Origin of the sequence: Hoeflea sp. YIM 152468 (assembly GCF_029210485.1) — a bacterium.
Lineage (GTDB): Bacteria > Pseudomonadota > Alphaproteobacteria > Rhizobiales > Rhizobiaceae > Hoeflea.
Window position 1 is genome coordinate 190865 of record NZ_JARGET010000038.1, and the last position, 13964, is coordinate 204828.

At 55.8% G+C, this 13964-nt stretch carries 11 protein-coding genes; 5 read left to right on the top strand and 6 right to left on the bottom strand.

Annotation, left to right across the window (positions count from 1 at the left end):
• Positions 1-20 precede the first annotated feature (20 nt).
• Positions 21-1844, top strand: a complete 1824-nt coding sequence (locus tag PZ897_RS18990; protein ID WP_275754326.1) for a hypothetical protein — start codon at positions 21-23, stop codon at positions 1842-1844.
• Positions 1841-2236, top strand: coding sequence for a DCC1-like thiol-disulfide oxidoreductase family protein (locus PZ897_RS18995; protein WP_275754327.1), 396 nt, complete (start codon positions 1841-1843; stop codon positions 2234-2236). The genes PZ897_RS18990 and PZ897_RS18995 overlap by 4 nt, the downstream gene beginning before the upstream one ends.
• 42 nt (positions 2237-2278) lie before the next feature.
• Here PZ897_RS18995 and PZ897_RS19000 read toward each other — a convergent pair whose 3' ends face one another.
• Entirely contained in the window at positions 2279-3421 is a 1143-nt protein-coding gene (locus tag PZ897_RS19000) for a transglutaminase-like domain-containing protein (protein WP_275754328.1), read from the bottom strand.
• A 634-nt stretch (positions 3422-4055) separates the two neighbouring features.
• Here PZ897_RS19000 and PZ897_RS19005 point away from each other — a divergent pair.
• The gene (locus PZ897_RS19005) at positions 4056-5066 is read left to right on the top strand and encodes a transglutaminase domain-containing protein (RefSeq protein WP_275754330.1); all 1011 of its coding nucleotides are present in this window, start codon (positions 4056-4058) and stop codon (positions 5064-5066) included.
• 160 nt (positions 5067-5226) lie between these two features.
• Here the strand turns inward: PZ897_RS19005 and PZ897_RS19010 are convergent, their stop codons facing one another.
• The 5 genes from PZ897_RS19010 to PZ897_RS19030 form a co-directional block, all read right to left on the bottom strand.
• Positions 5227-6282 carry an NAD-dependent epimerase/dehydratase family protein gene (locus PZ897_RS19010; RefSeq protein WP_275754331.1) on the bottom strand — a complete coding sequence of 352 codons (1056 nt, stop codon included), beginning with the start codon at positions 6280-6282 and terminating at the stop codon, positions 5227-5229.
• Between the two features lie 81 nt (positions 6283-6363).
• A complete protein-coding gene (locus tag PZ897_RS19015; protein WP_275754332.1) occupies positions 6364-7317 on the bottom strand; it encodes an NAD-dependent epimerase/dehydratase family protein in 954 nt (317 codons plus the stop codon).
• Positions 7314-8270 (bottom strand): NAD-dependent epimerase/dehydratase family protein, encoded by a 957-nt coding sequence (locus tag PZ897_RS19020; RefSeq protein WP_275754333.1) that lies wholly within the window; start codon positions 8268-8270, stop codon positions 7314-7316. The genes PZ897_RS19015 and PZ897_RS19020 overlap by 4 nt, the downstream gene beginning before the upstream one ends.
• Before the next feature lie 12 nt (positions 8271-8282).
• On the bottom strand, positions 8283-10223 hold the full coding sequence (gene asnB / locus PZ897_RS19025; protein WP_275754334.1) for an asparagine synthase (glutamine-hydrolyzing): 1941 nt from the start codon (positions 10221-10223) through the stop codon (positions 8283-8285).
• A gap of 60 nt (positions 10224-10283) precedes the next feature.
• Positions 10284-11666 (bottom strand): hypothetical protein, encoded by a 1383-nt coding sequence (locus PZ897_RS19030; protein WP_275754336.1) that lies wholly within the window; start codon positions 11664-11666, stop codon positions 10284-10286.
• A gap of 569 nt (positions 11667-12235) precedes the next feature.
• Between PZ897_RS19030 and PZ897_RS19035 the strand changes: the two genes are divergently transcribed.
• On the top strand, positions 12236-12508 hold the full coding sequence (locus PZ897_RS19035) for a helix-turn-helix transcriptional regulator (RefSeq protein WP_275754337.1): 273 nt from the start codon (positions 12236-12238) through the stop codon (positions 12506-12508).
• A 117-nt stretch (positions 12509-12625) separates the two neighbouring features.
• Complete coding sequence (locus PZ897_RS19040; protein ID WP_275754338.1) at positions 12626-13891, top strand: SulP family inorganic anion transporter; 1266 nt, start codon at positions 12626-12628, stop codon at positions 13889-13891.
• Positions 13892-13964: the final 73 nt, after the last annotated feature.

Consider the following 13964-nt stretch of genomic DNA (forward strand, 5'->3'; position numbering starts at 1 on the left):
GCTCACGAATTGATTAGATTATGAATACCAATCATTACGTCACTGCTCTGAAACGCACCCCGGATATACTTCACTCCGTGCTTTTCAAGGACGGCGGCCATCTATCCATTGCTATTTGCCGTATAACCCTCTTTACCTACCTATACATACACGTTTTTTCTGCCATTGAAGGCATTGGCATAGGAACTGAAGCCTACTACTCACGGGTCAATACTGACGCTTATACACCGAAATCCTTACTCTTTCTCCTGTTCCCGAACAGTCCTCCTCGCTTTGAAATTGTTGCGGCCATTCTTTTTACTGCGAAAATCTCCACAATTTCTGCGGTAATCGGATTTTTTACACGCCTATCCATGATCACCAGCGTCCTCAGCCTGATCTTTCTTGCGTCGCTGCAGTTCGCCTGGGAGCCGCTCTGGTCCCATCCTTACAACTCAGGCTTGATCGCCGGGATCGGCTTCATGTTTGGTCGCGCCGGTGATTTTCTATCCGTCGATCGGCTGGTCCGCGAGCTGATCTTCAAGAAGCCCCCCAACACAGACCGGCCGGTCTACTATTGGCCGGTTTATCTCGGCATGTTCGGCGTTGCGACAGTCTACTTCGGCGGCTTTTACGCGAAATGGTCAACGCCGGATTTCACCTATAATTTCTCCTGGGTCTGGTCTGACAATCTGAGAAACGCCATGTCATTGCCGTGGCTGATCCGCGGTCAGGAGCTTCCCTGGAATGTTGCCTGGATTGTGAACAACCCCATTATCTGGAAGCTTGGCGCCGCGGCGCATCTGGCCACGCAAGGACTGCCCATTCTGGCCATGTTCTCGATGCGCAAGCCGTGGATCCGCCTCCTGGAAGGTTCGGTATTTGCGGCCGGCGTCCCGGCCTTGCTGTTTGCCATGGGGATGTGGAATCCGGAATGGATGCTTCTGACCGTGTTTTTCATTGATTGGGACCATTTTCTGGGCAAGCGCTTTGGCTACGAAGGCTACTCCGAGACCACGCATCGCGCTCCGCGCCTTCAGCTTCTAGCGACATCAGCATTTGCAAGCGCCTTTATACTGGTCAATCTGGTGATTATCGTGGTGCGATATGATGATCGCGGCACCAGCCTGCTGTACCCATTCTCGTCGATGAACTTCTATTCAGGCGTTCGCGCTCAACGACCCTTCTCGGTTCACCAGCATTATCCGTTTACCTACGGAGAGGTTATACTGAACTATGAAGACGGCACCTCTACCAAATGGTTCTGTACACCACAGATCAATTCGCTATACCTCGCGACATTCCGGAACACAAATGTAGACAATAAATTACAACAGCAATATGGCGCGCTGAGAAGTGTGGTCAACAACGTAAATCGGCGGAAAGGTCCGGACGAAAACGCTGAACATTATATCCAAGACTGCGCTGGCAAGGTGCGGATGCACGGAATTGAGTCGATAGATCTTTACTCGTCTATTCTCCATGTTCCAAGCTACCCTACGAAAATCGAGTCGTTTGAAATTGGTTCACGCGCTCTGGTCGGTCACTATGATGTCGACTCGGACACTTACCTGGTCGCAGCGGGAGACTATGCGTGGGACACAGACACCAAGTCCATAGCTATACGTGTGCTTCAGCAGGGCTTTGCGGAACCGGATATAGATATGTATCTGGCCAACGACCCCTGGAGAAACGACGACCCGGGCCCCTTGATCCCCCTTCCGGGCGAATGGACCGAAAACAAGTACCTGCTCAAAATGGAGGAGCTGGAAGCTATTGGCGAAGGGCGGTTTCCAATTGTAATTCGGGTAAACGATCCCATATCGGGGGACCATGACTTCTTCGGAGGAATACTGTATCGATGACGACCACAACGGAAAGCCCCAGCCGCAATTATATCATTTATGATGGCGAGTGCATCTACTGCAATAATTACGTCAAGTTCGTGTCGTTGCGAGAGACGTTGGGCAAAGTCGACCTCGTCGATGCCCGCTCTGGCGATCCTCGTGTACAGGCGGCAAAGGATTTGGGGATTGATCTGAATGAAGGGATGGTTGCCAGCATTGATGGCGAGATTTATCACGGGGCAAAGGCTGTCAATATTCTGGCTCAGCTTTCCTCCGACAGCAAATTTTTTAACAAACTCAATCGCGCCGTATTTTCCAACAGACTCATGGCAAGTTTCTTATACCCGTTCCTGAAGGCAGGACGACGGGCGACACTCTTCATTCGAGGAAGCAGACTCATAGACCAATAGAACGGCCCGCACCTGCTATCGAATAAGGCTTCAGATCCTCTTCTAGGGCTTGCCAATTTTGATACCAAACAAATAGGCGATTCCACCCGGATCAAGTTTGCGGACATAAAATTGACCAAACGCCTGGCGGGCCTTCAGCACGATATCCACATCCTGCGTGCCTGGCTGCAATGTAATCAATCCGGACCCAGATACTTGCAGACCACGACCAAGACTGCTCAATTGGATGGTTTGGTCCACATTGGACGGGTTGATCAAGCGCAATTTCCCGGTGTAACTCTGGCCTGGCTCAAGATCGCTGAGTGAGATCATCGTCGTGCGGTCTTCCCGCGTGTTCGTCAGGTAACTGGCAACATAGGAAATATCGTTGAACTCATCATCATCATTCAACGATGCGTTGGTTTGCTCCAGCCAGACTTTTGATAGATCGCTAAATTCGGTGTGATCGAAGCTGCCCATGCTGGCTTCGCCCGCTTTCAGTTCCAAAGGAATTTCCAGAACGACGTGCTCATTCGGGTTGTCATTGGAAATAGCTTCGGTGACCCGGTAATTGTTGATGCTCATATATTGGTGATCGAATATACCATCGAAAATCTCGGTGATCGGCTTGTTAATTTTGAGCGGATGATCTTTGTTTGCCTGATGCACATTGGCTTCAAGTGTCTCCAAAGCGGCCGTTGTGATTTCCCGCAAATCCAACACCTGGTCGGCCGATTCGGGATTGGAAAAATATGAACCGAAGGTTGGATCGAAATAGCCCCATTTGCCATTGTCCACCTGCACTTCGACGGCGACGTGATTGCCTTGATTGGGAATATTGTAAAGGCGCGCATACCGTGTTGTCAGGCCCGCGGCTTCTGCCAAGCCACGATATACATAGGAATAGCCACCGCACTGGGTCGCACAATCGTCGTAGAGCTGGGCCAGATTTTCCGGCGTTCCAGATCCAACCCGGCAGTGTTTGTAAACGTAAAATGTCAAAATTTTCGCGCGCTCGCTCGGCGACATCGATTGCAGCCTGGCAAGGGGAATGTCATTGCGCTTGAGCCAGGACTGAGCTGCCGCGAGTTGCTCTTTGTCGACCGGTTGATAGAGACTGCCCTCTGACGCAGCAGCGAAGCTCGCGGACAAGAGAAGACCAATGGTCGAAATCGTTGCTGCGACTTTTCGGGAGACACCGCTCATTCATCACTCTCCGGTAGCAAAGCTTCTAAAAAGCAACCTAAACTCACCCCAAAACACCCAACCGGTGTATCGCGTAGTTTGATTTTCAACTGCCCACACCCGGAAGCGCAATCCAAGCCACATCGTTTCCGGCGCAATATGCGTTCGCCGCACCTTACAGCGCAGAACCATGTCCCCATTGTGTTGCTTGGCAACCGTGCGTTGGATAATTTAGCTTGGCCCATGGTCGCCATGAAATCAAGCATGACGAACGTTCCCGGGCAGATCGTCAGACAAAGTTTTCACGTCCTTCATCTCATGGCGGACAAAGCCAAAACTGAGAAAACCGGCGTGAGTTGTTACAGACTGGCGCTTCTTCTGTGCAAATGTCCCTCGCGCGCCATTCATGCAGTTCGTGCGCGGCCGTTTGCCGAGATATTTTGCGGATGAAAACATATTATATTTTGATGTTGGCTCGATTTCAGACCACTACACTGGCTCCCGGGGATTGTATATCGATTACACTCATGTAACTCCTTCCGGAGCAGAACAGACTGCCAAGTTGATGGCGGCGAAACTGCGTGAAAAAACACTGAACATGGCGGAGAAAATACAGTAGTGGTGATGCGGGGGAATTCTTTCTCGTGGAGTGAATATGAGTTCCGCCGAGCACATCACCAACGAAGCGCCGATTGGCACGATCACCGAGGTGGCGGACTGCCAGCAGGAAGACCCTGTGAAACGGCATGCATGCCTCATCCGGATGGCGGCGGAAGGCGCACGCAGTGTGGGCAGCGACATGACGAGTTTTGAATTTCTGGCGGCGCTGGAAACGCTCAGCTTCGTTCAGTTGACCATTTCGTCGGCGCGCTATGCTTTGCTCGCCAACAAGCTCGGGACGGCATTTCCCGCACCAGTCCTTGATCCCAAGGTGTACCTGAATTCCGGCTATGGAATTTGCGGACAACATCAGATGGTATTCTCTGCGATCCTGGATGAGCTGGGTATCAAATCCCGCATCGTGCAGCTATGGTATTCCCATCCTGACGGCTCCCATGACAGCCACATTGCCGCCGAAGCCAAGATCGATGGCAAATGGGTCTATTTTGACACCACTGCAGGCGCCATCTTCTTCAAGGATATCAACGACCCCGCCAGTCAACTTTCGATCGCAGAGCTGATTGCGTTGGGCCGGAAAAATGTGGACGTCAGCATCAACAACAATGTGGCGTGGAATTTTTCGCGCTTCTACACCGACTATGACTTGCTGGGGTATCTGGATGCCGATGATCTCGACGTTGCCGTCAATGGAGAGGGCACCGTTCGCCCGCTGATAAACTGGGACAATACCGACGGGACCCTGATTACAGCTTACGGGCAAAACTTTATTGGTGACAATCTGGTTGAAGAGAACGGCGTCGGGTACACATACAGGATCACACCGCCGGAACCGGGGAAATACAGTTTGAAGGGGGCGGTGGATGTCGGTGGCTGCGCAGGCGGGCTGGAAATATGCACGCAGGACACGTGTCACGTTGTTTCCCAAGGCGAGATAGATTTTACCGCTGAAACGGGCGACGACGGGGCATTTATCTTGAGCGTGAAGGCTCAGGATGGTGTCTGCTATGCGGTTTTCAGAGAGCTTCACATCAAGAAGATCGAATAGGCTAATAACCCAACACGCCGGCACGCCAGCGGGAGCCAGCCTGGCTTAATCGCTGAACGCCATGTCACCCCATCGCTTCGATAGGCGAACCACAGCGCCTGCCCCGCTCGCGGGTGCGTAGCGCCAGGTTGAAACAATGGTCTGGCTATTAGACCCGGTCTCAGACAAACCGCGTCACTTCCGGCACGAAATGCTTGTGCTGCAGCATGCAGCGCAGGATCGTGTCCTTGTTGGCTTGCGTCCACTCGACCGTGCGCCTGATGCCGTCGGCGTGATCCACCGACGCCTTGAAGCCAAGTTTTTCCAGCGATTTGGTGGTGTCGGCGAAGCGCTGGCCGGAGCGGTCCCAGTCGCGCGCGGGAGTCAGTGCGATCGGGGTTGCATTGCCGGTTGCCGCATTGATCCGCTCGGCCAGTTCGCGGATGGTGATTTCCACGCCGGAGCCGAGATTGTAGATTTCGCCCGGCTCCCCCTTCAGCGCGCAGGCCATCAGACCGCGTGCCATGTCTTCAACGAAGATGAAATCGCGGGTGGCGATGCCACCATTCTCCACCGGCAAGGCATCACCATGCATGGCACGCCAGATGAAGGTGGGCGTCACATTGCGCCAGACGGTGTTGACCGTCCCGCGCCAGCGCCCCGCTCCGAGGATTTCGCCGGGTCCGTAGACATTCTGGAACCGCGCCTTGACGAAGGGCATCTCGTGGCGCGCCCAGTAGTAATTGCCATACATCTCTCCGACCAGCTTTGAGATCGAATAGGGGCTGTCGTGGTAGAGCGACACCGGCGCGTCTTCAAACGTGGCGCTTGCGCCATCAAAGGTCTTGGCGGCGACGGCACAGCCGGCCGCAGCATAGACCACCTTCTTCAGGCTCCTGATGTCTTTCAGCCGCTCAAACAGCTTCAGCGTCGTCAGCGTGTTGTTGTCGTGATCGGCGATGGGATCGGCAATCGAGGACTGGTTGCCGTGATAGCAGGCCAGATGGAAGGCATAATCGAGATCATCATCAATGCCGCGCAGCACCCGGTCGTTGGTGATGGTTTCGCTGACCAGGTGGACCGCCTTGTGATCGGGGACGTTGGCCGGGTCGGCGGAGAGGAAATTGTCGACGATGGTCAGCTTTCGCGGTGCCTGCTCGAGGATTTTTCTGACCAGGTTGGACCCGACAAAACCGGCGCCGCCGACCACCAGAACATTCTTGCCTTCAAAGCTCATCGACTTGCTTCCCTCGTCGCATCATCCGAAAATCTGTTTGAACCGCCCCGGTGTCCGCGACGGCGTTCGCCGGGGGCCGGTTCAGCCCGCCTTGCCGTCGTCTTCAGGCGCCCGCAAATGGCTGAAGATGGCGACAACGCCGTGCTCGTCATACCAGGAGAGCATGCGGCTGATCGTTTCCGCAAAGCTGTAGCGTGGCGACCAACCGAAGGCCTTGGTCGTGGCCGAGGGGTCGAGCACGACGGCCGGGACATCATCGGCGCCGGGGTCGACTTCCGGAACTTCGCCGCCCTGCCAGCCGACATGCGCCGCCACGATATCGAAAATTTCCCGAATCGTGTGGCCGGTCCCGGTCGAAACATTGTAGCGGCCGACCGGCGCATCATCCTGCAGGGCAAGATCGGTGATGGCGAAGAAATCGTCCATGTCGATGAAATCGCGGATCGTGCGCGAACAAAAGCAGGGCTTGTCGGCCTTGAGCCGGGTGTAGAACGTCGGAATCGGGCCAATGGCAAGCCGGGGCCCGGTGACGTTGGCCAGCCGGAAGGACACCCAGTTCAGATCGGACATGGCGAGATAGTCCTCGCCGCCCTGTTTGGAGATGCCATAGCTGGTGAAGGGCCGCGCCGGCGCATCGACCGGAATCGGAACGGTGTCGGGACGGCCATAGCCCAGCGCAGTGTGAAAATTCACGAACCGCTTGACGCCGGCCTTGCGCGCGGCGTTGATCACGTGAATCGTGCCCTCGACATTGGTGCGCGCATCGGTCAGCCAGTCGTCGGGATCCTTGTAGGCCGCCGCACTGTGAATGACATGGGTCGGCGCAAAATCCTCAAAGGCGCGGTCGACTGTAGCGCCAACGCTGACATCGCCTTCGATCACGGTCAGGCCTTCATGGCTTTCGGGCAGCGAGCCGCGGTTGCCGGTGGCGAAATTGTCAAGAACGCACACCGAATGACCCGCCACGAGATACCGCTCGGTGAGGTTCGAGCCAAGGCAACCGGCTCCGCCGGTGATCAGGATGCGCATGCTCATTGGCCTTCCTTGCGGATTTCCCCACGTGCTTCCTTGAGGTGGGTGTAGCCGCCGACGACGCCTTCGCGGCTCCAGCGATCCACGGACACCTGAGCGATATCGGCCAGCGAGGTGATCTCGACATCGCCAAAATCGGCCCGCAACCGCGACGGGTCAAGCAGGATTGATGCCGCGTCGTCAGGGCCGAGCGGGCGCACTTCGGGTTCCGGGTAATCATTGAGTTTCATGGCGTTGACCACCGCATCATAGAGCTCGCGGATCGCCACATCCTTGCCCGAGGAGAAGTGATAGGTGCCGCTTCCCATGCCGTCGGATGCCTTGACCACGACCTTGGCCAGATCACCGGCATAGCAGAAATCGCGGCGGGCTTCGGTGACGAAGCACTTCTTGCCTTCGGACAGGCGCGAATAGAAAATCGGCAGCGGTCCGGAGACGTTGCGCTCGCCGATCACATTGGCGAGCCGGAAGGTGACCCAGTCCAGGCCGCTCAAATGGACATAATTCTCGCCGCAGGTCTTGGAGATCGCATAGGAGCAATTGTCCGGCTCGATCGGGTGGTCCAGAGTGATCGGCTGCTCCTTCGGATGCAAGCCGTAACACAGTGCTGTCTGGAAATAGACAAAGCGCTTGACGCCATGCTTCTTGGCGGATTTTGCAACATTGGCCGTGCCGACGCCATTGACCAGGGCATCGGAGTACCAGTCTTCCGGATCCTTGTAGGAGGCCGCAGTATGGATGACCACGTCGGGCCCAAACTCTTCCATGGTCTTGTCGACCACATCAGCGTCAATGATCGATCCCTCAAGGGCCGTGAGGTTGGGATGGTCCACGAGGTTGTCACGCCGACCGGTTGCGAAATTGTCAATTGAGAAGACGCTGTCGCCGCGAGCAAGGAACATTGCCGCAACCGTGGAACCGACCTGGCCGTAGCCACCTGTGATATAGACTTTCATAGGAATATCCGTTCAGATTTGGGAAGTTGGTGAGACTGGCTCATCTGTGGTGATCATCGCCCGATACTCATGGGCCCGGTCATGAAACAGTTTATGCCAAAGTTCAAGGGACAACAGTCCCCATGTCTTTCGTGAGAACTGGCCACCATCGGCAAAATTGGCCATGATTGCATCGGAGTTGAAAAACGGCCGGGACTTGGCTTTCTGACCAGAGAAAATGTCGCCGACGAATTCATTGAGCGGGCCTGTGTACCATTCACGCAATGGAACCGGGAAGCCCATCTTGTCCCGGCGCTGATAGATGCTGTCGGGCAGATGCGGCCGGGAGATGTTGCGAAGCAATTGCTTGAGCTTGCCGCCCGGAAACTTGATGTCGGCCGGAATTGTCGCCGCCAGTTCAACGATGCGCTTGTCCAGGAACGGCACCCGCGCCTCCAGGCCATGCGCCATCGACATGCGGTCTTCGACCTGCAGCAGCGCCGGCAGAAGGCACTTGAAATCAAAGTGCGTCATCGAATCGAAATAGGCCTCCTTGCGCACGTTGCGCTGGGAATTGAAGACTTTCTGGAAGCGCTCGAACACGCCGCCCATGTCCAGCGCATGCCAATCGACTTCATCCCTGATGTCATTGGAACGGTTGATGAGCTTGAAGTAACGCGAATCCATTCCGTCAAACAGCCCCGATGAAAAGAACTCCCGGATCAGCGGCTTGTATTCCTTGAGGGTCGACAGGTTCGGAATGATGGATTCCGGCGTGACGACGAAATTGCCGTTTTCATAAGTGCCATCAACCGAGGCCATCAGCACCCGTTCGAGATAGGCCACCAGATATCGGGCGTAGCCGCCAAAAATCTCGTCACCGCCCTGGCCGCCCATGACGACCTTGACATGTTCGCTGGCAAGCTTGGAGACCATGAACTGGGGAAACGAGCCGGGGCCGGCGATGGGAAAGTCCAGATGGTAGATGACCTTGGAGATATTGTCGCGGAAATCATCGCTGGTGATTGCGATCTGCCGGAGATCGATACCGGCCTTGTCGCACGCGGCGCGCGCATGAGAGCTCTCATCATAATCGGGACTTTCGAGGAATTTGCCGTGAAAGCCCAAATTGGCAAATGTCGGCTGGCCAGACGAGATGGCCGCGATGAAGCTTGAATCGATCCCGCCGGAAACATAGGCGCCAACCGGCACATCGGAGCGCAAATGAACCGCGATCGAATCCTCGATCATGCCGGTCAGCTCTTCCTCGAAATACGCGGCAGTATGATGATAGTCGATATCGTAATGAACATCCCAGTAACGGGACGTCGTCACCTGGCCATTGCGGATGAGCAAGGTGTGCCCGGGAAGCAGCGATGAAACGCCCGCAAACAGGCATGTGTTGTCAATCGGATACTGGAAGCTGATATAGTCCGCAAGCGCATCCTTGTCGGTCTCGATTTCCGGTAAAAACGGCAGCAAGGCCTTGACCTCGGAGCCAAAATAAAAGGTGTCGCCAACCACTGTGTAGTAGAACGGCTTTATGCCGAAGGGATCACGCGCGGCAAAGACTTCCGACCCATCCCATATCACAAAGGCAAACATGCCCCGCAACCGGTCGACACAGGCATGCCCCCACTTGGCATAGGCGGCGAGGATGACTTCCGTGTCGCTGTGGGTCTTGAAATCCCAGAACGTCTTCAGTTGCTCCCGAAGTTCGACGAAATTGTAGATTTCGCCATTATAGACGATCACGGCGCCGTTCGCGCCTTCCATCGGCTGCGCCGCTCGCTCGTTGAGATCGATGATCGACAGCCGACGGTGCCCAAGAGCGATGCGATCGCAGGACGAAATCCATGATCCGTCGCCATCGGGTCCACGATGGGCGATCAAGGCTTTCATTGCCTTCAGGCGGCGTTCGATGCCCTCCGGCCCGGCGCCTTGCAGCGTCACGATTCCTACAATGCCGCACATCTAATCTGCTACCCTTCAGTTCTGTGCCATTCAGTTCAGACGAATTTCCTGTCGCAATGGCTAACTTGACAAATGACGCAGTATATTTTTGAGACCACGCGGCATCAAACGCAATACAACTTCCAAAAGACTTGGCGGCATTCTGCGCACTGTGCCGGATATCACGGCCTTCAAATGTTTTGCAACCTTCGGACTCAACATTCCTTCCAAAATCGGCTCTGGCCGCCCAAGAGGAACCGAACTCACCAGTCCCGGAAATGGCGTGAGAGTTCTGAACGGCAGACTGGAAAGAGCCTGGGCGGGCGTGAGCACGGCTTGCGGCGGCAAGGGATCGGCAAACAGCTTGGAAAGTTTCGGCGTCTGCGCAAGCGCCTCGGCGATGGTCCTGGCAAATGCCGGATAACCAAACCGGCCTGTGGTGACAATTTCCTCGAACGCCTGACGCCTCAACCTTTCAACCAGATCCTGGTCGTTCAACTGATGCAGAACCTCATCCAGATTCCCCCCGTCTTTGCTCAACGGGATAAAATGTCTGCCGGGTTTCAAAACGCCGGCATAGTTGCCGTCAAAGCCGATCAGCACCGTACCGCTGGAAATAGCTTCGAAAACCCTTGGGGAGATCTGATTCATCAACGCATCAACACGGCCAAGCTCCGGAATGGCAGCCCGGACAGTATCGTAGTCAGCGCCGGGGTTCCGTGCCAAAAACGCGTCAACACTGCGCCGCAACGATCCATCCCAGTCAAAACACGTGGCGCCGGATTCTGTGATCAGGGTCGCGCGGGAACTTTCGACAAACTCGGACCAGGCGGATCCATACAGTCTTTTCCCTTCGGTGGTCTCGATGTCGCAAGGGACACCTTTCAAATCGCAGTGGCTCTTGACCAGTTGCGCAATGCTGAACTTCTCGCGGCCGAGATCGCCGTAACAATAGGGCAGTTCCCGCCCCCGGTAAGCGATCGCGACCTGCCGGTCGGCAAGGGGTCTTGTCCCGGACAGATCCGCAGGGGCCGAGGCCGGAACATAGCCGGTCAGAACATTGATGAACCGGGTGTCTGGAAAGCGGGAGGCCGGATATATTTTCTCAATCTCGGCAGCGGGCACACAGGTGAACACCAGATCGATTCCAGCGCGCTCAATAAAGCTGCGGGTGGTTTCGGTAAAGTCGTACTCGTCCTGTACAAAGAGAACCTTCAGACCGGCATATCGTGACAACATCTCAACAAAATCAGGTGGATAATTCTCAAATGCCACCCGAACGCTGTAATGTATCATCACGATATCAAAGAAATCGAATTCGACGTTGGGTACCGTTTGCTTCATGAACGGCATGAACGCAACCCGGACTCCGGGGATCATTCTGAAACTGTTCAAGTGCTCAAGAACAGCATTGGTGAAAACTGCATAGGGATCATAAAGAGCCAACGCCCGCATTGTATACATGTAGCAATCTACCTGAATTCGTGACTCTGGTCCGTGATATCTGCCAATGCCAGGACGAACGCAATGGTCTGGGAGGATTTTGTGCCTTCAAGATGCGCGGTGTTGAGGGTTGTACGTGCCTTTGCCCGGCTCGACAGCCCACATAGCACGATATCGGTTTGTCATCTTTGTCTGAATGTCGCAGGTGGCGCGCTTTGGTTCGGGCGTGCAAACCCGACACCAGCTCCTTTAAAATGGTGCCGACCCGTCAGCCCCTGCTTGCGGGCACGTTGGGCCTTGACCTGGGCTTGGAACAAGTTCGGGCGCCACCCCGGCACAATCTCGATCACCACCCTCTTGCTCAGCCGCTGCAAATCAGTGCGTTTCATACCCACAAAAATTCAGAGATCGGCCCCCTTGGCAAGGGGGAATTGCGTGCCGCGTCTGCCAGAGCCTCAACGGCACCAACGCCACGCTTGAGCCAGAAGAGGCTGCGTACATACGGATAAATACTTCACTACTCATGTTTGACACGTCACTATGGGCGTTTTATACAGGTACTTTAAATCTTGCTGCGAGACGACAAACCGATGATCACCGCGACACAATTGCGTGCTGCCCGCGCGCTTCTTGGAATAGATCAAAAAACGCTCGCGGCGATGGCCGGCATATCGCTGCCAACAGTACAACGGATGGAAGCCAGCGACGGCAATGTCCGGGGCATCATCGACACCCTGACCAAGGTGACTGACGCCCTCGACAAGGCCGGCATAGAACTTATCGGCGATCTTGCGCGCAGCGAGACTGGCGGGCGCGGGGTCAGGCTGAAAAAACCAACACCTGTATCCGGAAAACCGCTCTGAACATCACGCAAGTCGCGACGGCGACCGCCGACAGCCTTTGCCGACGATCCCGCCACTTGAAGCTGGACAAAGAGAAAACTGAAATACGGCAGTTTTTTTTAACAATGGGCTCTCGAAATGCGCCAACCAAAGATTTTCACGACACTTCAGACCTATAGCTGGCAGCTTTTTGTCGCCGACCTGCTGGCAGGCGCAACCGTTGCCATGGTTGCGCTGCCGCTGAGCCTGGCCATCGCCATTGCGTCGGGGGCCGGCCCGGACAAGGGAATTGTCACGGCAATCGTCGGCGGGTTTCTGATTTCGCTGTTTGGCGGCAGCCGGGTTCAGATCGGTGGCCCGACAGGGGCCTTCATCGTCGTTGTGTTCTCCGTCATCGCCCAATATGGCTATGACGGACTTGTTCTGGCCACCTTCATGGCCGGCATCATCCTGCTTGTTGGCGGTTATTTCCGGGCAGGCAATCTGATTGCTTTTGTTCCAGAGGCGGTGGTCAACGGCTTTACCATCGGGATCGGTGTCATCATTGCCACCAGCCAGCTCAAGGACTTTCTCGGCCTGGCCGTGGACGAAGAACCGGCTGATTTTCTGCAAAAAATTCCGGTGCTCTGGGAGGTGCGTGATAGCCTCAGCATGACAAGTCTTGCCATAGCGCTTGTAACTCTTGTCCTGATTGTGGTTCTGCGCCGCGTCGCACCGCGCTTTCCCGGCCTCATCGTCGCCGTTGGGGTCGGCTCCGCTCTCGTGGCCATCATGGCCTTGCCGGTCGATACGCTCGGAACGCGTTTCGGCGACCTTCCAAGCCAGTTGCCATGGCCGCAACTGCCTCACCTTTCCCTCTCGCGCATGATCGAGCTGCTGCCGTCTGCCTTCATCATCGCCTTTCTGGCCGGGGTTGAATCGCTTCTCTCAGCCATGGTCGCCGACCGGATGATCGAAGGACAGCACAGGCCGAATGCCGAACTGACGGCTCAAGGCATCGCCAATATCGGCTCCGCGCTGTTCACCGGTCTTCCCGCAACCGGCGCAATTGCGCGAACCGCAACCAACATCAAGGCGGGCGGCATGACCCCTGTGGCAGGGCTCGTCCATGCCGCCGTCATTTTGTTGGTGATGGTTTTTGCTGCGCCTCTGGCGAGTTACCTGGCCATGCCGGCCCTCGCCGCACTGCTCATTGTCACCGCCTGGAACATGACCGAACCACACAAATGGAGCACATACGCCCGCGGCAGGACAAGCGACATCCTGCTTCTGCTTCTCACGCTGGTCCTGACGGTCCTTGTCGATCTGACTGTAGCCATCGGCACAGGCGTATCCATAGGCCTTGCCCTCCGCTTGAGCCGCCGCAATGCGGTGGAAACCGATTGGCATGCACCTGACCGGTGAAACCGGACGTGAGGGCTGAAGGCCGCAATCTGCGCCATTGCGGTTGCCCCATGGCAACAGCCCGCCGCTGCCA